The sequence below is a fragment of the Chryseobacterium sp. Leaf405 genome (assembly GCF_001425355.1).
Taxonomy (GTDB): Bacteria; Bacteroidota; Bacteroidia; order Flavobacteriales; family Weeksellaceae; genus Chryseobacterium.
Map to the genome: position 1 here is coordinate 14,371 of NZ_LMQN01000002.1, position 19,757 is coordinate 34,127.

Below are 19,757 nucleotides of genomic sequence, written 5' to 3' on the forward strand. Positions count from 1 at the left end.
ATCAAAGATAATAAAATTATTGGTATTTGTTCTTGTCGATTTTAATTTTTTGCAAAACTTTATACCTTGTTAACGTTGTTTTTTGAAGCGTATCTTGTGGCTTGAAAGTCAATGTAATATCAGGATTTATGGTACTTATTAATTCTGCAACCTGTATTTTATCAAGATCTTCTGTTGCTTCAAGATAAAACTGTAAAGGTACTTTATTCAGATTTTCAGATTGTAAAAACTGTTTCATTTCTTTTCTGTTTTCCAGATAATTTCCTTTGGAAAGCCAGGTGAAAAATATACCGGAAATAATACTTAAAACGCCGATTGCATAGACTTTAACATCAAAAATAATGAATAGTTTCCTGAAATAAACCAACCATATTGGAAGACTAAAAGGTGCCATCAGTCGATAATCAATGGCATTCACAGGATAAAAATATTGAACGAAATAGGAACATATAATTCCTGAAACACTTATAAATACAAAGAAAAATTCTGTTTCCGAAAGTTTATACTTTACAAAAAGATAGATGATTAAAAGAATATTTAAAAGACCAATTCCATAAATTCCATAATTGATGATTCCACCGCCGGGATTTGCAATATGTATGAAAGGATTGAAAGTCGTACACAATCCCTGAAATAATTCGACCAATAATTTGGATGTTGGATGAATTCCTATAATTAATGCATCTTTCACATAATTTTCATTAAAATAATCGATAAATAAAAATTTATATAAAACCACGAAAATTCCGCCAATGATTCCTGAAATGACGAAAGTTGATGAATATTTTTTCTTCCAGAAAATCAATCCGAAAAGTCCGGTTCCGCCTATGATGAATAAAGAACTGTACCTGATATTATACAATGCAATTAAACTTAATGAAAGATAAAAAACAGCTTTGCCTTTTTCTAATTTCCCTGTAATAATCAACATTGAAGTGTAGAGAAATAAAACAACAAAAGGAAGCGTCATCGCTTCACTCATCGTATAAGAATAAATCGACAGAAAGCTGAATAAGGCACTTAAAACAATAGATTCTTTAAAGAAAAATCTTTTTTTCCAGGTGAAAAATATAATAAACAGAAATGCCAAAATTCCAACAACTTTACTTCCCCAGAATTCATCAAAACCAAAATATGTGAAAAATTTTATAGCTACAGGATAACCCAGTGGAGTAGTTGTATTATCTATAACCGGAAAGTTGTGCGCAAATCTCAGATACCGAATAGAATCGGGGCTTGTACGACCTTTTTCATTAAGCAAAAAACGTAAAATGGTCATCACTGTAATAATGATGACCATTGATATTTGAATATATTTTTCTTTAAATTTTATCAAGGTTGCAGTTATTAGAATCACCCAAATTTATAACTTATAACGCACAACTTAAAAATTATTTTGAAAACATTTTTGCTACTTTTTCTGCTTTTTTGCTTTCTGAATAGTCATAGAAACCTTCTCCTGATTTTACCCCTAATTTTCCTGCCATCACCATGTTTACCAATAATGGATTTGGAGCATATTTAGGATTTTTGAAGCCGTCATACATCACGTTTAAGATCGCCAGACAAACATCAAGACCTATAAAATCTGCCAACTGAAGCGGTCCCATCGGATGAGCCATTCCTAATTTCATGACGGTATCAATTTCTTCAACGCCTGCAACTCCGTTGTACAGTGTTTCGATTGATTCGTTGATCATCGGCATTAAAATTCTGTTGGCTACAAATCCTGGATAATCATTTACTTCAACAGGAACTTTTCCTAATGTTTTGCTCATTTCATAGATTGAGTCAAAAGTTTCTTTTGAAGTAGAATATCCTTTAATGATTTCAACCAATTTCATGATTGGAACCGGATTCATAAAGTGCATTCCGATTACTTTATCCGCTCTTTTTGTTGATGCAGCGATTTTAGTAATAGAAATAGATGAAGTGTTGGTCGCCAAAATACAGTTTTCAGGAGCAAACTCGTCCATCTGACCGAAAATTTTCAACTTCAATTCCTGATTTTCCGTTGCAGCTTCCACAATAAGATCAGCATTTCCGACAGCATCCTGAAGCGCTGTGAAGGTTGTAATATTTCCTAAAGTCTCGTTTTTTTGTTCTTCTGTAAGGTTTCCCTTTGTAATTATTCTGTCAAGATTAGTGGTAATGGTTTTCAACCCTTTGTTTAAAGCTTCCTGAGATACATCTACCAAATTTACTTTAAACCCGCTTTGTGCGAAAGTATGTGCAATACCATTTCCCATGGTTCCTGCTCCGATAACTACAATGTTCTGAATCATTTTTCCTTATTTAGTTTTAATTGTTTTTTTATTGATTAGCGTTAAATTTCGTGCTTTCGAAAGATCGGCTTTTTTCACCATTTCCGTTTCTTCAAAACTTACGGTTCCGCCACTGTTCGGATTTCTGGTTTTGTTTTGAGAATCAATTGTAGCTTTTAAACCACTAATAAATTTCGATTTCTGAGTTTTAGAAAATCCGTCTGTTCCCACATAAAGATTAAATTCGCCTTCTCTTCCCAACCCGCCTTGTTTGTAAATTTCGAAGTTTTTAACCTTTTTTTTTTTCTTGAACTGATTTACATAATTCATTACAGGATCTGCCGAGGGAGTTCCGCAACACATACTATGATAACCGATTTGAAGATAGTTTTCATTTTTCTGAGAAAAGAAAAACGTGAAACTAAAAAGCGCGATTGTTAATGCTATTTTTTTCATTTTATTGGTTTTAAAATTAAGCTTTAAATTTTACTTATTAAAATAATCCCAGGCTGTCTTTGAAATATCTGAAATCATTTTGCAGTTTACTTCAGCCGTTTCCGTTGAATTACTTACAAATACAGCTATTGCATAATGCTTGCCATTCGGTAAAGTGACGATGGCAATTTCGTTTTCTGCACCTGTTAATCCTGAATTATTTTTTCCGGAGGCTCCCGTTTTTCTTGCTACGGGCGTATTTTTTGGTAATTGCTCAATTAATTTATTGATTCCGGTAGATGTTGAAAGCATAACTTTCATTAAATAATCTGTAGATTTTTTTGATAATAATTTTCCGTCATAAAATTTCTTCAGAACATCCACTGCTGATGCTGTAGTGCTGTAATTCTCGTATTGGGCATTCCAGTCTTTATGCATGACTTCTTCGTTGTATTTGATCTGAAAACCTTTCACACCTTTAGAATCCATGAACTTCTGAACAGTTTGTGTTCCGCCTAATAATTTCAACAGAATATCACAACCGTTATTATCGCTTTTAGCAAGGGTAAATTCAAGGATTTCACTTAAAGGAACTTCTACATTTCCGTTTGGGTATTTGTCACGAAGCGGTGACCATGTGTTTTCTAATAAATTTGATGTATTGAGTGAAACTTTCTGATCCAATGAAAGTTTTCCTTTATCAACATTATCTAAAACTGTCGCTGCAATATGAAATTTAAATACGCTTTGCATCGGAAGCTTTTTATTTCCGTTTTTATGATATGTAAAACCATTTTCAAATCCCAGAACCGAAATTCCTACAGTCGCTTTTTTATCTTTGATGATGGAATTGATTTTCTGATCTAAAGCTGATTGTTGTGAAAAAGCAAAGGCTGAAATTAAAAGAAAAAGAAATGTAATTTTTTTCATAATGATGAGGTGTAAAAAATCCTTCTTAAAAAGAAGGATTGTATATAAATTTTTTAAAATTTTATTTATCTGAAATTACTGAAACCTGTAACGATCATGCCTAAAATAGCCAGAATATAAATTCCGATAAGAACGATGGTAAGAATCCCAATGAATTTATAATGTGATTTTAAATATTCAAATGATTTGGTAAGACTTGCCTGATTATTAGTACGCAAAGCCTCTTTCATATTCGATGCAAACTTATAAAGATAGTTGATCGGGAAAAAATAAAAAGCTGCTATAGCAAGATAGAATATAGAAAAAAATGCTCCGCCGCCCATTGGCATCATGCTGTTGTAAGAACTCATTGATGCTCCAAATGCGAGCATTATTAGAGCGGCAAGTACCATAAATCCGATTCCGATAAATCCTAAAATCGCTAAAAAGGTAGTCCATTTTGCAGCTTCTGCGAGAAAAGTTTTTGCAGCGCCGTCAATTCTTAATTCATCAAATTGTTCGAAAGGTGATTTTGTTTCCATAGTTTATAAATTTTTCGCCAAAATACTGAAAATTATTTGATTCTTAAAAATTAAATTTTTATTTCAACTCAAAATAATTCAGATTAATGCCGTCATTTTCAAAATAAATCCTGATTTTATTTTCTCCTTTTTTAAGATTGATTCCCTTTGCAGAGACCGTTTTCCAGATGTCGTTTCCTCCTGTTGAGTTTAATGAAAAGATTGCCAGTTGTTTTCCTGAAGTATCTTCAATTCTGATTTTTCCGGCGTTACTGCTTGCGTAATTAATGTCAAAGGTAAAAGCTCTGTCAACCTTTGAATGGATGGTGTATTGCAGCCATTCTCCGCTTTCCGTTTTCCCGACGTAATATTGATTGTTTTTTGATTTATAAATATCAACACCATCGTTTCTCAATTGATTTCCCGAATTCCATTCAGATCTTTTCCCGGGATCGCTCACCCAAAGATTGATGAAATCTTTATCAAGATAAGCAGAACCCATTTTCCCCAAATCGTAATTTGTTGCTAAAATTTTCCCTGGAATTGTATGATTTTTAAAAGGTTTTGTAGAGTTATCTGTCGTTTGTCTGAACATCGCATCAATCACATCATTTTTAATTTCAGTATTGCTGAATTTATAATTTTCTGCGATCTGCATTAAAGCTTTTCTAGCGAATTCTTTTGATGGTTTTTCTCCTCCGTTTGTCCAGTAATCCAATAATTTCTGATATTCCGGAGTGATTTTCACATTGGTAATTCCTGCTATATTATCGATTTTTTTCATAGGCCAGAAAGCGTATCCGATATTGTGTTTATCTAATAACTGAATCAGTTCAGTAAACCAGACATTCGAGTTTTCTCCAGTTTCTCCCAGCCAAATTGGAATATTGTGTTTTTCTCTTAGATCTAAAGCAAATTTCAATGTTGCATCATCATTATAATTCCAGTATTTGTGGAAACTAAATGCCAAATTGTCGTCCCAAAGCGGTATCAGACCATTGTAATTGTTTCCCCAGCCGTTTCCTTCAAGAAAAATGATGTGTTTTTTATCAACGGTACGAATGGCTTCTGTAATTTCTTTTTGAAGTTTCCAAAGCGGAGCATTCGACATTTCATCGGTTCCGTTCGGATTTTTTCCTGTGAAATTAATATTCGGCTCGTTGATCAGGTCATAACCACCGATCCAGGGAGAATCTTTGTATCTTTCTGCTAATTTTTTCCAAAGTGCAATGGTTTTTTTCTGATTTTCTTCGCTTTCCCAAAGTGATGGTTTCGACTTGTCATTATCAGAAATATTCACATCATTTCCCTGTCCGCCCGGAGCTGCGTGAAGATCCAAAATCAGATACATTTTGTTATCAGCGCACCATTTTAAAAGATTATCTGTCATTTTAAAACCTTCTTCCAACCAAGTGTTTTGTCCTTTTTTTGATTCTTTTTCAATTGGCAACGTGTACAAATTGTAATGCATCGGAAGTCTGATCGAATTAAATCCGGCTTTCTTTAAAAAATCAATATCTTGTTTTGTGATTCCGTTTTTTAGATACGCTTTGTAGAATTCATTCATTCCGTCTTCACCGATTAATTCAGTGATTTTTTCTTTGATTTTGTATTGCGGACCGGCAAAATCGGCAGTTTTCAGCATATAACCTTCCTGCAGCATCCATCCTCCCAAACCGAGTCCTCTCAACTGGATATTTTCACCTTTATCATCTACAATTTTCTGACCTTGTGTTTTTAAAAGCTGTGATGTCCCAAATTGAGACAATAAAAAAGCGGATAGTAGGATGGTTCTTTTCATAATAGTTTAATTATTTAAATAATAGGGATTGTTTTAAGAAAATTAGTTCAATGTATTCACAAATATATTTAAAAATTAATGAATCAATAAAATAAAAGCGAGCTAATTAGCCCGCTTATGAATATTTAAATTTAATGTAAATAATATGAACTTATAGTTATAAAAAAACTTAATATGATCTGAGGAAATAATTTCTTTATTTCTGAATCTTTAAAATAAAAATAGCTGAGACCAATAAATAAGACAGCAGATATTACAATGCCTGTTTTGTCGATATAATTTGAAAAATCTTTAAGAACTACAAATTGCAGACAGGCAACAATGATGAGTTCAAATATACTGATCAATAAAAGTAAAGTGCTGAAATAGTTTACCTTTTTTCCTTTTGTCAAATAAATACCAAATCCCGTTAGCCCCGCTAATCCTTTTATAATCGTAATGATAACGTTTCTGTAATGAGAAGATGATAATTGGACAAAAGTTTTATAAGGCTGATAAATGCTCTTCGTAATATTGTAATCCTTCATAATAAATGAATAGCTTACATATAAACACATCAATGAGAGGTATAATAATACTACAGGAAGTAAATTTTCTTTTAAATTTTTCATTAGTTATTAATCAGTTTCATAATCTCCAAAGCTACTTTCAGCGCCTCGGTTCCGTCTTCTATGGAAACTTCCACATTTTTATCTTCTGTAATAGCATCAGCGAACGAATTTAATTCATCTAAAATCGCATTATTTGGCTGAATATTAGGATATTCAAATAAAATCTGATTTTTTTCGCCTTCTGCATTTTCAATAATCATATCAAATGGAGTAGGATTTTCCGGTGCATCCTGCATTTTAATAACTTCTGCTTTTTTCTCTAAGAAATCAACGGAAACATACGCATCTTTCTGGAAAAAACGACTTTTTCTCATCGCTTTCATTGAAATTCTTGACGTCGTTAAGTTAGCAACACAACCGTTTTCAAATTCAATTCTTGCATTGGCAATATCCGGAGTTTTGCTTACTACACAAACGCCGCTTGCATGAATATTTTTAACCTTAGATTTCGCAATACTTAATAAAATATCAAGATCGTGAATCATTAAATCCAACACAACAGAAACATCCGTTCCACGAGGATTGAACTCTGCCAATCTATGAATCTCGATAAACATCGGATTTTTAATATATTCTTTCGTAGCAATAAATGCTGGATTATATCTTTCCACATGCCCAACTTGAGCTTTAATGCCTTTTTCCTGACATTTCTGAAGAATTTCTTCAGCCTGCTCCAAAGTTTGGGTTACGGGTTTTTCAATGAAAAAATGAAGACCTTTTTCAATGGCTTTTAAAGCATAATCATAATGATAAAGTGTGGGCGTCACAATGTCCAACATATCAATCTGCTCAAGCAAATCATCAAAATTTTCAAAATATTTATATCCGAATTCGGCTTCTAATTTTCTTCCGTTTTCTGCATCTTTATCATGGAAACCCACAAATTCATATTTTTCCGACTGGTTCAAAAGTCTCAAATGAATTTTCCCCAAATGTCCGGCACCTACCAAACCTGCTTTTAACATAGCTGTATTAAATTTTTGTAAATATAAGAATTTTAGGTATTCGGTAAGAGATGATAGGTTTTAGGTTGACAAATATTGATTGTTTTTATACTTTTGTAGAAACTATGGTGCCTGCAACCAAATAACTACCATCTAATGACGCAAGATTCGTTTGTACATAAGGGAAAAAGAAAGATTTTAGTTGATTATCTCCGAAATAGAATCGGGATTTCAGATGAAAATGTACTTTCAGCAATGAATAGTGTCCCGAGACATCTTTTTATCGAAAGTATTTTTGAAGATTTTGCCTATGAAGACCGTGCTTTTCCGATTTTGGCACACCAGACGATTTCTCATCCGTCAACAGTTGCCGAACAGTCTGAACTTTTGCAGGTAAAACAAGGTGAAAAAATTCTTGAAATCGGAACAGGCTGTGGCTATCAGACTGCTGTTTTATTGGCGATGAAAGCTCACGTTTACACAGTTGAAAGACAAAAAGATCTGTTTGATTTTTCTAAGAAAAAACTTCGTGAAATGAATTTCTATCCAAAATTTCAGAGTTTTGGAGACGGTTTTGCAGGACTTCCGACTTTTGCTCCTTTCGATAAAATAATTGTTACTTGTGGTGCTTCGGTTCTGCCGACGGAATTATTAAAACAATTAAAAGTTGGCGGAAAAATGGTAATCCCGTTAGGTCCGACCGATGAACAGGTTTTGTTCAGATTTACAAAAGTTTCTCCAAGTGAATTTGAAAAAGAAGAATTTGGTGCGTATAAATTTGTTCCGATGCTGGGAAATACGAATCAATAGTTTATTAAAATAACGCATTCAAAAATAGAGACGGATTGGTTCAAATTAAAGAAATATATAAAGTCTCGCTTTTAATCTAGTAAGAATCTTTTGGTGAAATGGTTTACTTTTTGTTACCTCAAACTGTTGTCTAACGAGAAAATCAAACAAAATAAACATGAAAGTATTCGTAAATAAAAGAATTCCTGAAATCGGAATTCATATGCTGGAAGACGCAGGACTGGAGGTTTTTATTCCTGAACATGAAAACCTGTCGCATGAAGAATGGCTGAACTATTGTAAAAGTCATGATGCGATTTTGAGTGTGGGAGGCGGATTTAAATTTGATGCAGATTTTTTTATCGAATGTCCAAATATAAAAGCGATTGCCTTGTATTCTGTTGGTTTTGATCATGTTGATGTTCACGAAGCAACTCAAAAAAATGTCGCTGTGGGAAATACTCCTGACGTTTTAAGCAAAGCAACTTCTGATGTTGCATTTTTATTGATGCAATCGGTTGCAAGAAGAGCAAGCTATAATTTCGAAAAAGTAAAATCAGGAAATTGGGGAGATTTTGATCCGTTACATGCTTTGGGCCAGGAATTGTATGGAAAAACGCTTGGAATTTTCGGATTGGGAAGAATAGGCTTTGAAATGGCAAAAAAGTCAAAAGCTGCTTTTGATATGGATATTATTTACCACAACCGTCATCAAAATGAAGAGGCAGAAAAAAATCTTAATGCTAAATATGTTTCTTTTGAAGAATTAATCAGTCAGTCTGATGTGTTAAGTATTCATGCCAATTTTAAACCTGAACAAAATGAGCTTTTCAATAGTTCGGTTTTTGATAAAATGAAAAAGAATTCTATTTTCATCAATACGGCAAGAGGCGGATTTCACAATCAAAAAGATTTATACGATGCATTGGCAGAACATAAAATCTGGGGTGCAGGGCTTGATGTAACCAATCCTGAGCCTATTTTTAAAGAAGATCCTATTCTGGAACTTTCAAATGTCTGTGTTCTACCGCACATTGGTTCTGCTACAGAGGAAGCTAGAAACGGAATGGCGAAGATGGCAGCAGAAAATATCATTGCGGCTTCAAAAGGAGAAAAAATGCCAAATTGCGTAAATCCTGAAGTTTATACTAATTAAGTAAGAGTTGGAATCATTTTTGTCTTACCATAAACAACATTAAAAATAATAGTATGATACCAGAAGATAACACCGAAGAACAAAGAAGAAAATTGGAAGAAATGGATTATAATCCGGGAGAAGATATTTTCAGCAGAGAAGAACATATTCCGTTAGACGGAGACGGAAATCCGATCATCAATCCTAATGAGGTAAATGATGAAATGCCATACGGATTAGATATTCCGGGTGCTGAAGATGATGATAATTTTGAACAGATTACCAATCAGCTTCCTGACGAAGAAAACAGTTCTTACAGCAGAAGCGATAATGAAGATGATCACGAAGAAGAAAATGATGATATTGTAAATTAAAACTTACTCACACCGAAATATTAACCTTACCTTAATCAGTAAGGTTTTTTTGTTCATATTAGTATTATAAATGATTGTTTGGTAATCATATAGATTTTTTACATATTAATTTAACATAAATAAATATTTATAATTGAAAACTTAGCAAAAAAAGTATTAAATTTATCATTAGATAGTGATTAATAAATACGAATATGGTAAAGTTTTTACAATTTTTTTTCATGTTTATAAGTATTTTGGGTCTGTCTCAGATCCCCGTAAATGTGAAAGTGAAAGATGCTGCAGGAAATGAAAATTTCAATGTTACCTGTACCAATACTCTTGATGCAAACGGCTGTATAGCGCTTCATGTAGAATACCCTGTGCTGAAACACACGACAGGATACGAAGTAAGTCAGGAAACCTACAGTCCGCCTGTTGCAATGAATCAGGGAACTTCTCTGAATGCCAATTATGATGATCTTTTTTCAGCAAAGTTGGATCTGCCTTTCAAATTTTGCTTTTATAATCAGAATTTTGATGCGCTTGTTGTCGGTTCCAATGGAATGGTGACTTTTGATTTGGGTCAGCTGGGAAATATTAATTACCCTAACGTACAGTGGCAGAATCCGAGCACTAGTCTTCCCAAAAATTCAATTTTCGGGGTGTATCATGATATGGTTTTTTCTTCTGGAGATTCTTCGGAGATATATTATTCAACCATAGGAACGACGCCTTATCGGAAATTTGTAATCAACTTTTTCGATGGAAGGGTAGCAGGTTGTACCGACCGGTCTTCGTCACAAATTGTTTTGCATGAAACAACGAATGTAATTGAGATTTTTGTTGATAAAAAATTAACGCCTTGCCCTACAAGAAAATTCGAAAATGCACTTATCGGAGTGATAAATAATGACGGAACGCAGGGAGTTTCGCCCGCCAGCAGAAATACTGGGGTGTGGCAGGCTTTGCAGGAAGGCTGGAGATTTAATCCACTTGGAAATCAGATTCAGCCGGAAGTAACATGGACAGATTCAGCGGGGCAGACCGTAGGAACGGGGATTCAGACGACTATTTGTCCTACACAGAATGAAACGTATACTGCAAATGTCAAGTTTAATATTTGTGTAAACACAGATTTGATCTTAACGGATGACTTTGCATTGACTTTTGATGCAACGTATCCCGCAGCGAAAAATTATATGCAGACCTTTTGTGGAAATACTTCCGTTAATTTAAATTTAAACAGCTTTCAGGCTAATCTGACTTCACAAAATCCTGCAAATTTCAACTTTAGCTTTCATTCGAGTTTGTTGGATGCACAAAATAATACGGGAGCATTACCGAATAACTTTACCCTGACTTCTAATACGGTATTATATGTGAGAATTCAGAATCCATCGGTTCCTACTTGCTACAGAGTAGCGGTTTTGACATTAAATTTACTTTCTAAAAGTCTTCTTAAAAATATAATTGAACTTTGCGATACCAATAACGATGGAGTAGAACAGAATTATACATTAAGCTTATTAAATTCTGAACTTTTTCCAGCAGGAACAACCGGAATTTCTTATCATGCAACTCAAACTGATGCGCAAAATAATGTAAGTCCTTTAACAACGGCAAATATCACAACAAGCACCAGTCTTTGGGTAAGACTTCAGGACGGAAACTGTAATTATGTGTTAGGACCCGTAAATTTTCAGTTTAAACCGGGGGTAAACATCAATTCACCCATTAATTTTCCATTTTCCATTTGTGATATTAATGCAGACAATCAGGAAGCTTTTGATTTTCCATTAACGATAGGACCATTGATTACGACACAGACCGGAGCAACTTTTGAAGCATATAATACGTACGAAGAAGCATTCAGCGGAAACGGGACGGTTTTAGGAACAATAAAAGAAGGAACTTACACAGTTTATATCAGAGTTGAAATTCCAAACGGATGTTTTGCAGTCGCAACGGTAAATATGAATGTTACTTTCACCAAAATTCTTGTTGATGAAAAGAACGAATATATTTGTTTTAACGGAACTGATGATATTACGATTAATTTAAACACACTTTCAGCAGGAATGTTGATTGCTCCAACAACAGTTCCAGTTACCGAATTTTATGCAACATATGCCGACGCGACTTTCGGGACAAGTCCCATCAGTCCGAATCAGGTGATCACGACAGACGGAAATTTTGTTACAAAAACTTTTTACGTTCGATTCGAAATTGCCGATGATTGCTACACGATTAGAGCAATTAATGTAAATCTGGTTCATCCTGTAGCGGTTCAAACCAATTTTACTGTTTGTGATTTTAATAATGATAATTCTGAAAATGTACAGCTGTCACAATTTTCGTCAGCCATTATCGGAACACAAACCGCAACGACGACTTTCTATCTGACCTTAGCAAATGCGACGAATGGAGTAAGCCCGATTACGAGTGTGACGGTTTCAGGAACCCAGCAGGTTTTTGTTAAAGTTAGTTCTCACAATTGCCAGCAGATTTATCCGATAACGATAAGCTTAACATCAACTCCGGTGGTAAATTCTCCGGTGACAATCAATCTGAATAATATTTGTGATAATAATAATGATAATGTTGAAGTTTACAATTTAACGTTGGCTCAACCACAGATCACTTCCAGTTCAAATGTGAGTTTTACCTATTATTTAAACTATAATGCTACAAACCATACTTTTTCAAATCAAATAACGGATCCGACTCAATTTGCGGTGCTGGCAGGAAGTGCAACGGTTTTTGTTAGAGTTAAATTTAACAATAGTGTATGTTTTTCAGCGGCTCAATTAAATATCAACATGACATTTTTACCTGCTGTTGTTTTAAATAATGCATTATTGGAAACATGTGATGAAGATTTTAATTTAAGTGAAACATTTCAGTTAAGTGACGCAACTTCACAATTGTTTATTGCTTCTCAAAATACGTATGCGTTATCGAATATGACGATTTCATATTATAATACGCAGGCAGAAGCCAATGCGGGAAATCCGGCTAATCAGATTGGAAATTCGATAACAACTAATATTTCCTCAGTTCAGGTTTGGGCAAGATTTCAGTCGAAGACAACAGGTTGTTATTCGGTGGCTCCCATTCAGTTGAATACATATTTTCCTCCTAAAGCCATCAATTCAACCATTACAGTCTGTGATGAAAATTTAGATGGAAGTTATGAAGTTAATTTATTGAATTATACCAATCAGATGGTTGATATTCAAAATTCTGCGAATACATTTACTTTTTATTTAACGGAACAAAATGCTCAGAATGGAACAAATCCAATTGCAAGTCCTTCTAATTTTACAGCAAATCCTTTTCCTGCGCAAATTTGGGTAAAAGTTCAGAATATTCCTGGTTGTGATGATATTGCTGCTATCAGTTTTGTAATGGGAAGTAAAGTGACGTTACAGAACCCGGGCCCTTTCTCATTGGCGGCTTGTGATATAGGAAATGACGGGATGGAAAGCGTAAATCTAACGCAGTTCCAATCACAAATTTATGCAGGAGCTAATGTTACTTTTACTTATTATCCGTCTTTAGCTGATCTTAATTCAGGAACCAATGCAATTACTACACCCTCCAATTTTGTTTATAATCAAAGTTCAGGTTCAAACATCGTGTATGTAAAAATAAGCGTTCCCGGTTTTTGTCCGAATGTTGTTGAAATTCATTTGTCGTTAAAACCAACACCTGTTTTTGATATTCCAACGCAGTATTTCTGTCCTGAAGGATCTTTGGATTATACAGTAAATGTTGAAGGATTTAATATCGTTAGTTATGTATGGACAAACCCCGCGGGACAGGTAATTTCTACGACCAATACAATAACCGGAATCACTCAGGTTGGAACCTATACGCTTACGGTGACGGCAGACAACGGCTGTTCTTACACCAAAACTTTTGAAATAAAACATTTTGAAGTTCCGGTGATTGAAAAACTTGAATTTAATGGAAATAATGTGACGGTTCAGGCGACAGGCTCACGAACAATGCTGTATTCTATCGACGGAGTTACCTGGCAGTCGAGTAATCTTTTCTACAATCTTCCGACAGGCATTACAACATTTTATGTAAAATATTTCGACAGCGATTGTATTGTAAAACAGGACGGAGTGGTATTAGATATTAAAAATGCCATCACACCGAATGGAGACGGACTAAATGACAGTTGGATCGTAAAAAATCTTCATGTTTTCGGAAGTAAAATGTCGAATGTAAAAGTATTTGACCGCTATCAGGCGCTTATCTTCGAACAGAGTTCAAATACCCAATTCTTCTGGGACGGAACCATTAAAGGAAGAGCAATCCCAACATCAAGCTATTGGTATGTAATCACACTTCCCGACGGAAGAACCTTTACCGGATGGATTTTGGTGAAAAATAATAATTAAAACAGTTTTAAGTCTAATCATAAAACCTCATTGAATTTCGATGAGGTTTTTTATTTTTGAGAAAATAGGCATTCGAATCTATCCCCAATGAAATTCCCTCCTTTAACGAGAAATTCCAATATTCTGGGTATTTTCTCGTTAGAGTTGCACGAGTTTTCTAAATTGAATATCTTTAAAACTTTAAAAATCCATTTAATTATGATATTAATGAATTGATAATGGAAGATCATAAATTATCAACGGAACGATTATTTGACGAAATAAAAAATGCTATTAATAAGAATTCTGAAATTCTAGAAATTAATTTTGACTTAGAGCTCGAAAATGATTTACCAAAAATATTCTCTATTGAGGAAGATGAAAATTGGGGAATTTTTGCATTTTTTTTAAAAGTGAAAGATCAAGATTTATTTTATGTTGTAAACATTGATGACTGCGGATCCAATGAAGTTCTTAGTGGATATTGTTACAATAAATATAAAATAAGTCTAGATGTAACTTCAATTCATATTATTGATGATTTAATAAATTCTTTTAAAGTTAAACCCAGCTATAAAAATGATTACCATCATCCAAATAATTTAGCTATTCCGGATGCTTTGAAATCAGCGGTAGGTTTTAATTTTGATTTACAACCTAATTTTTTACAAAATCAATTGCTAGAATTTTTGGATATTATGGATTCCGATAAATCAAATTTTCAGAAATTGTTAAACGAAAACTATGGATTTTTATCCATCGGAATTCCAAATAATGATTTAGTTGAGGATCTTACACCATTGCCTAATATAAGTAATGAATTAATAAAAAGATTATCAGAATATAATTTAAGTATTCAATTTGGTAAAATAATAAAAAATTAAAATGACATTCCAGGAACAGATACAGCAAGGCATACCCAATCAGCTGCCACAGCCAAAACCATACGAACAAAATATCAATCACGCTCCAAAACGCAAAGAGGTTTTAGGAGAAGAAGAGAAAAAATTAGCGTTGAAGAATGCTTTACGTTATTTCGAACCTCAGTTTCATTCAGAATTATTGCCGGAATTTAAGGAAGAATTAGAGAAATATGGTAGAATTTATATGTATCGTTTCCGTCCTGATTATGAGATGAAAGCAAGAGACATTGCAGAATATCCCGGAAAATCAGAGCAGGCAAAAGCGATCATGCTGATGATTCAGAATAATCTTGATTATGCAGTGGCGCAACATCCTCACGAATTGATTACATACGGTGGAAACGGTGCAGTTTTCTCCAACTGGGCGCAGTATCTTTTGACAATGAAATGTCTGTCTGAAATGACAGACGAACAAACATTGACGATGTATTCAGGGCATCCGATGGGATTATTTCCCTCGCATAAAGATGCACCGAGAGTTGTGGTAACCAATGGAATGATGATTCCGAATTATTCCAAACCTGATGATTGGGAAAAATTTAATGCGTTAGGAGTGACGCAGTACGGACAAATGACGGCGGGATCTTATATGTACATCGGTCCGCAGGGAATTGTTCATGGAACGACGATTACCGTTTTGAATGCGTTCAGAAAAATCAATAAAGAACCAAAAGGCGGATTGTTTGTGACTTCAGGTTTAGGTGGAATGTCCGGAGCTCAGCCAAAAGCGGGAAATATTGCAGGTTGCGTTACGGTTATTGCGGAAGTGAATCCAAAAATCACCAAAATCCGTCACGATCAGAAGTGGGTGAATGAAATTCATGAAAACCTTGATGAATTAGTAGAAAGAGTCAAAAAAGCTCAGGAAAATAAGGAAACTGTTTCTCTGGCTTATCTTGGAAATATTGTTGAGGTTTGGGAAAAATTTGCTGAGGTAAATTTAAGAATCGATATAGGTTCAGACCAGACTTCACTTCACAATCCTTGGGCGGGCGGTTATTATCCTGTCGGACAAACTTTTGAGGAATCTAATAGAATGATGGCTGAAGATCCTGAATTATTCAAAGAAAAAGTTCAGGAAACGTTGAGAAGACACGCAGAAGCCATCAACAAACATACAGACAAAGGAACCTATTTCTTTGATTACGGAAACGCATTCCTGTTGGAAGCATCCAGAGCGGGAGCCAATGTAATGGCGGAAAATCCTACGTTGGGAAGAGAATTTAAGTTCCCTTCTTATGTTCAAGATATTATGGGGCCGATGTGTTTTGATTATGGTTTCGGGCCTTTCCGTTGGGTGTGTACGAGCGGAAAACCGGAAGATTTACAGAAAACAGACGAAATTGCCTGCCAGGTTTTAGAGGAAATGATTAAAAATTCTCCTGAAGAAATCCAACAGCAGATGAAGGATAATATTCAGTGGATTAAAGGAGCGCAGGAAAATAATCTGGTCGTTGGTTCACAGGCAAGAATTTTATACGCTGATGCGGAAGGAAGAATGAAAATCGCAGAAGCCTTCAACAAAGCCATTAAAAACGGTAAGATCGGAGCGGTGGTTTTGGGTAGAGATCATCATGATGTTTCGGGCACAGATTCGCCGTACAGAGAGACTTCCAATATTTATGACGGTTCGAGATTCACCGCAGACATGGCGATCCAGAATGTGATTGGCGACAGTTTCCGTGGGGCGACGTGGGTGAGTATTCACAACGGAGGCGGCGTTGGCTGGGGCGAAGTGATCAACGGTGGTTTTGGGATGTTGCTTGATGGAAGCGATGATGCCGACAGAAGGTTAAAATCGATGCTGTTCTGGGACGTGAACAACGGAATTTCAAGACGAAGCTGGGCAAGAAATGAAGGTGCTGTTTTTGCTATCAAAAGAGCCATGGAAGCAGAACCGAATTTGAAGGTAACGCTTCCGAATTTTGTGGATGAGAGTTTGTTTTAAATAATAGAGAATTTTGTATGATTGGAATCATTGATATTATATCTTCAAAAAAATTAAATAAGCAATCTATCGTTACAAAGTTTTTTGTACTTATTTTTCCTATTTTTCCAACCGGACATTATTTTATTGATAGAGTAAATTCGGCGGAATACAAAGCTGAAAAGTGTAGAGAAAATTTATGGAAAGGGTATTTATTAACATCGCTTCCTTTTGGATTTATTATTCTATTATTCCTTTCCGGAACTTTTCAATTTCCTGTTATTCCAGTATTTATTTTGTACGGAGTAGCTGTCTTAAATATTTTGTTACTTTACAATTATAATACAAAGCCAACAGATGCATAGGAAGAAGAAAGACTTTTATTTCAAAAATCAATTACTTTAAATGCATTGCCAGAGTATTTAATTTTAAGAGAACAAGTTAAAATTAGAGACTTTATTCTTACTAAATTAAAAACTTATTTAAGGGATTATGATATGGATTGGATGGAAAATATTAAAAATGGTAATTACGATTCGGAGTCATTACCTTTATATTTGCAGCAATAGGGTATGAAAAAGAAATAAATAAAACGGATGAAAATTTAGTGATTTATAAAATCTTGAAAGAGAAATATAGTACCGAATTAAAAAATAAACAATCAGCCAAACAGTAATTTTCCTGAGAAACGGAATCTCCCGACGAAGCTGGGCAAGAAATGAAGGTGCTGTTTTCGCCATCAAAAGAGCCATGGAAGCAGAACCGAATCTGAAAGTAACGCTTCCGAATTTTGTGGATGAGAGTTTGTTTTAAAACTTTTCAGATATGGAAAAACCTGCTTTGAGGCAGGTTTTTTTATTTATTTTGTTTGCTGGTGCCAGCATCTTGTTTGTATCTGTTTTAATTAGAGCTCGATTATTGTATTTTACCTTTAAGAATCAAAGGAAGTATACTGTCAAATTTAGAGATTTTTTTATTAGAGATTAAAAAAATCTGTTTAACAATAATTCCATTATCATTGTACTTATTAGGATCATATTTTGTATTAACTAAAATAGTATCATTTTTTCTGTATACCCCTGTTTTTACATTACTTTCTGTGCAATCGCAACCATCCTTGACTCCATAAATTTCCAAACTATCATACTTAGAATTAAAATATTTAAATGTGTGATTATATAACGGTGTTTTAGTTTTATCAACAATTCCAAAATCTTGACTAATCATTTCTTTTTTATCATTGAAAACGATTTCCTCAGAGGTCTTATAAGTAAGTAAACATAAAACAGCTACGATCAAAATACCTATTATTATATACAAATATTTTTTACTCATCAGTTTTTCTTTTTTTAATGTAAACCTCCATCCCAATCATTACGTTAGTGTATAGCCCATTCTTTTGAGAGAAATTCATTTTATCGCTCCACTTTGTAGGGTCGTTGTCGAATCGTGTATATGTCAATCTTTCGTCGTAATTAGTAAATCTGATGGCAGGCCCTACACTTTTATCATGATCTTTTGTAGGTAACCATTTTACAGTTACAACAATACCAGCCGCTGGGAATGGAATTCTAAATTTTTCAACATTAATCTTTACATTTCCACGGTGTCTGTTTTTAGGTGTATAAATGATTTGTTGTGAATTAATTTTTTCTCCAGGTTTATTGGTTAATGTATCTATTTTGTAGAAATTAATTTCTAAGTCTGTTAATTTGTCCTTTTCATCGGTTTTATGTAAGAATAAAATAACATTACTAACAATACCTTTGCCTAGATTATTATTGAAACGCAATCCCATTTCATAAGCAGAATTTGGATTTACAGACCTTAATTTCGAATTAATTTCCTTTTTCAAGGCAAAAGAATAGTTAACCTTTTCATAGTCTTTATCATTTATAACAACTGTTTCTATATTTTCTTCACGTAAAGTATCTTTTGTCTCTTGTGAATGAATATTAATTGTTACTAAAACAAATAAAAATAAAAAATAATTTTTCATAATAAAGAAAATAAGGCTTTCCTTGTGGAAAGCCCTAAATTATTAAATTTTAATTAAAGCCACTTCCACATCCGATAAGGTCTTGAGTATACCATTCAAATAAGCCCCAAAGTATACTGTGATGCTCAACTACATAATAGCAACCATCGATTAAATAAATTTGTCCTCCTTTTGCTTGAACTTGTGTGTTTGGAATTGTAGCACTTGCTAATAATGCAAAAGCTGATAGTAAAAAAAGTTTTTTCATTTTATTTGTTTTAAAATTTCGAACAAATGTAAAAATTAAATTCTTTAGTTATGGAATTACTTTTTTATGTTAAATTATATGCAAGTAATTGTTTTTTAGGCTATTTAGTTTTATTGTTGAAAAAATATATTTGTATAGATTAACAATAAAATATATTATATGAAAATTAAATTTTGAAAGAAAATATTTTATTTTCAAAAACAGAAATTATACTCACTTATTTGATCAAAGCACACGCTTGCATCTCGCAAAGGTAAACGCGAAAAAGTAGATTATGAACACAAAGAAATAAGTGAAAACGGTTACATACCGAAACACATCGACTAATATAACAATCTTTAATTAACCAAAATCGCATCAGCATTCATACTGTTCTTTATAATACTGCTTTTTGGCATTAAGAACAAATGTAATGCTCTAAAATATACCTCCGATGAGGTTCAGGATACAAGTTTTGACGTTCCGCAGTCCAGCTTTGGTGTTATGATACTCCAAAAATGGGGCA

The 19,757-nt window shown here is 33.8% G+C and carries 18 protein-coding genes; 7 read left to right on the forward strand and 11 right to left on the reverse strand.

All coding sequences use genetic code 11. The features are described 5' to 3' along the window. Positions 1-16: 16 nt before the first annotated feature. The 8 genes from ASG22_RS02895 to ASG22_RS02930 form a co-directional block, all read right to left on the reverse strand. Entirely contained in the window at positions 17-1,300 is a 1,284-nt protein-coding gene (locus ASG22_RS02895) for a hypothetical protein (protein WP_055980308.1), read from the reverse strand. Positions 1,301-1,391: 91 nt separating this feature from the next. Then, entirely contained in the window at positions 1,392-2,282 is an 891-nt protein-coding gene (locus ASG22_RS02900) for a 3-hydroxybutyryl-CoA dehydrogenase (RefSeq protein ID WP_185113782.1), read from the reverse strand. Positions 2,283-2,291: 9 nt separating this feature from the next. Next, positions 2,292-2,720, reverse strand: a complete 429-nt coding sequence (locus tag ASG22_RS02905; RefSeq protein WP_055980313.1) for a hypothetical protein — start codon at positions 2,718-2,720, stop codon at positions 2,292-2,294. Positions 2,721-2,750: 30 nt separating this feature from the next. Continuing rightward, positions 2,751-3,629, reverse strand: coding sequence for a CGA/CIA family class A beta-lactamase (bla-A, locus tag ASG22_RS02910; RefSeq protein ID WP_055980316.1), 879 nt, complete (start codon positions 3,627-3,629; stop codon positions 2,751-2,753). A gap of 65 nt (positions 3,630-3,694) precedes the next feature. Continuing rightward, positions 3,695-4,150: a DUF5362 family protein gene (locus ASG22_RS02915; RefSeq protein WP_055980320.1), complete on the reverse strand. Its 456-nt coding sequence runs from the start codon at positions 4,148-4,150 to the stop codon at positions 3,695-3,697. Positions 4,151-4,208: 58 nt separating this feature from the next. After that, on the reverse strand, positions 4,209-5,930 hold the full coding sequence (locus ASG22_RS02920) for a cellulase family glycosylhydrolase (protein ID WP_055980323.1): 1,722 nt from the start codon (positions 5,928-5,930) through the stop codon (positions 4,209-4,211). 131 nt (positions 5,931-6,061) lie between these two features. Further along, entirely contained in the window at positions 6,062-6,541 is a 480-nt protein-coding gene (locus tag ASG22_RS02925) for a hypothetical protein (RefSeq protein ID WP_055980327.1), read from the reverse strand. After that, positions 6,541-7,506, reverse strand: a complete 966-nt coding sequence (locus tag ASG22_RS02930; RefSeq protein ID WP_055980330.1) for a Gfo/Idh/MocA family protein — start codon at positions 7,504-7,506, stop codon at positions 6,541-6,543. Before ASG22_RS02930 ends, ASG22_RS02925 begins: the two co-directional genes overlap by 1 nt. A 135-nt stretch (positions 7,507-7,641) precedes the next feature. Here ASG22_RS02930 and ASG22_RS02935 point away from each other — a divergent pair, with 135 nt between their 5' ends. The 7 genes from ASG22_RS02935 (at position 7,642) to ASG22_RS02965 (ending at position 17,371) form a co-directional block, all read left to right on the forward strand. Continuing rightward, the gene (locus tag ASG22_RS02935) at positions 7,642-8,295 is read left to right on the forward strand and encodes a protein-L-isoaspartate(D-aspartate) O-methyltransferase (protein ID WP_055980333.1); all 654 of its coding nucleotides are present in this window, start codon (positions 7,642-7,644) and stop codon (positions 8,293-8,295) included. A gap of 157 nt (positions 8,296-8,452) precedes the next feature. Next, on the forward strand, positions 8,453-9,430 hold the full coding sequence (locus tag ASG22_RS02940; protein WP_055980336.1) for a 2-hydroxyacid dehydrogenase: 978 nt from the start codon (positions 8,453-8,455) through the stop codon (positions 9,428-9,430). Positions 9,431-9,483: 53 nt separating this feature from the next. Beyond that, the gene (locus ASG22_RS02945) at positions 9,484-9,783 is read left to right on the forward strand and encodes a hypothetical protein (protein WP_055980340.1); all 300 of its coding nucleotides are present in this window, start codon (positions 9,484-9,486) and stop codon (positions 9,781-9,783) included. Between the two features lie 221 nt (positions 9,784-10,004). Then, positions 10,005-14,177, forward strand: coding sequence for a T9SS type B sorting domain-containing protein (locus ASG22_RS02950; protein WP_055980343.1), 4,173 nt, complete (start codon positions 10,005-10,007; stop codon positions 14,175-14,177). A 218-nt stretch (positions 14,178-14,395) separates the two neighbouring features. Then, the gene (locus tag ASG22_RS02955; RefSeq protein ID WP_055980345.1) at positions 14,396-15,040 is read left to right on the forward strand and encodes a hypothetical protein; all 645 of its coding nucleotides are present in this window, start codon (positions 14,396-14,398) and stop codon (positions 15,038-15,040) included. Position 15,041: 1 nt separating this feature from the next. After that, entirely contained in the window at positions 15,042-17,027 is a 1,986-nt protein-coding gene (locus ASG22_RS02960; protein WP_055980348.1) for a urocanate hydratase, read from the forward strand. 17 nt (positions 17,028-17,044) lie between these two features. After that, positions 17,045-17,371: a hypothetical protein gene (locus ASG22_RS02965; RefSeq protein WP_055980351.1), complete on the forward strand. Its 327-nt coding sequence runs from the start codon at positions 17,045-17,047 to the stop codon at positions 17,369-17,371. 550 nt (positions 17,372-17,921) lie between these two features. Here the strand turns inward: ASG22_RS02965 and ASG22_RS02970 are convergent. From ASG22_RS02970 to ASG22_RS02980, 3 genes are read right to left on the reverse strand one after another with little or no spacing between them, the layout of a single operon-like run. After that, entirely contained in the window at positions 17,922-18,341 is a 420-nt protein-coding gene (locus tag ASG22_RS02970) for a DUF1573 domain-containing protein (protein ID WP_055980354.1), read from the reverse strand. After that, a complete protein-coding gene (locus ASG22_RS02975) occupies positions 18,334-19,005 on the reverse strand; it encodes a hypothetical protein (protein ID WP_055980358.1) in 672 nt (223 codons plus the stop codon). Before ASG22_RS02975 ends, ASG22_RS02970 begins: the two co-directional genes overlap by 8 nt. Positions 19,006-19,054: 49 nt before the next feature. Then, positions 19,055-19,252: a hypothetical protein gene (locus tag ASG22_RS02980; protein WP_055980360.1), complete on the reverse strand. Its 198-nt coding sequence runs from the start codon at positions 19,250-19,252 to the stop codon at positions 19,055-19,057. Between the last annotated feature and the right edge of the window lie 505 nt (positions 19,253-19,757).

What these genes read in the sequence shown, in the direction of transcription:
- ASG22_RS02895 (WP_055980308.1), bottom strand. Translation starts at nt 1,300, where the DNA reads ATGGTCATCATTATTACAGTGATGACCATTTTACGTTTTTTGCTTAAT.
- bla-A (WP_055980316.1), bottom strand. Translation starts at nt 3,629, where the DNA reads ATGAAAAAAATTACATTTCTTTTTCTTTTAATTTCAGCCTTTGCTTTT.
- ASG22_RS02945 (WP_055980340.1), top strand. Translation starts at nt 9,484, where the DNA reads ATGATACCAGAAGATAACACCGAAGAACAAAGAAGAAAATTGGAAGAA.
- ASG22_RS02940 (WP_055980336.1), top strand. Translation starts at nt 8,453, where the DNA reads ATGAAAGTATTCGTAAATAAAAGAATTCCTGAAATCGGAATTCATATG.
- ASG22_RS02920 (WP_055980323.1), bottom strand. Translation starts at nt 5,930, where the DNA reads ATGAAAAGAACCATCCTACTATCCGCTTTTTTATTGTCTCAATTTGGG.
- ASG22_RS02950 (WP_055980343.1), top strand. Translation starts at nt 10,005, where the DNA reads ATGTTTATAAGTATTTTGGGTCTGTCTCAGATCCCCGTAAATGTGAAA.
- ASG22_RS02980 (WP_055980360.1), bottom strand. Translation starts at nt 19,252, where the DNA reads ATGAAAAAACTTTTTTTACTATCAGCTTTTGCATTATTAGCAAGTGCT.
- ASG22_RS02965 (WP_055980351.1), top strand. Translation starts at nt 17,045, where the DNA reads ATGATTGGAATCATTGATATTATATCTTCAAAAAAATTAAATAAGCAA.
- ASG22_RS02930 (WP_055980330.1), bottom strand. Translation starts at nt 7,506, where the DNA reads ATGTTAAAAGCAGGTTTGGTAGGTGCCGGACATTTGGGGAAAATTCAT.
- ASG22_RS02975 (WP_055980358.1), bottom strand. Translation starts at nt 19,005, where the DNA reads ATGAAAAATTATTTTTTATTTTTATTTGTTTTAGTAACAATTAATATT.
- ASG22_RS02960 (WP_055980348.1), top strand. Translation starts at nt 15,042, where the DNA reads ATGACATTCCAGGAACAGATACAGCAAGGCATACCCAATCAGCTGCCA.
- ASG22_RS02925 (WP_055980327.1), bottom strand. Translation starts at nt 6,541, where the DNA reads ATGAAAAATTTAAAAGAAAATTTACTTCCTGTAGTATTATTATACCTC.
- ASG22_RS02970 (WP_055980354.1), bottom strand. Translation starts at nt 18,341, where the DNA reads ATGAGTAAAAAATATTTGTATATAATAATAGGTATTTTGATCGTAGCT.
- ASG22_RS02955 (WP_055980345.1), top strand. Translation starts at nt 14,396, where the DNA reads ATGGAAGATCATAAATTATCAACGGAACGATTATTTGACGAAATAAAA.
- ASG22_RS02935 (WP_055980333.1), top strand. Translation starts at nt 7,642, where the DNA reads ATGACGCAAGATTCGTTTGTACATAAGGGAAAAAGAAAGATTTTAGTT.
- ASG22_RS02905 (WP_055980313.1), bottom strand. Translation starts at nt 2,720, where the DNA reads ATGAAAAAAATAGCATTAACAATCGCGCTTTTTAGTTTCACGTTTTTC.
- ASG22_RS02915 (WP_055980320.1), bottom strand. Translation starts at nt 4,150, where the DNA reads ATGGAAACAAAATCACCTTTCGAACAATTTGATGAATTAAGAATTGAC.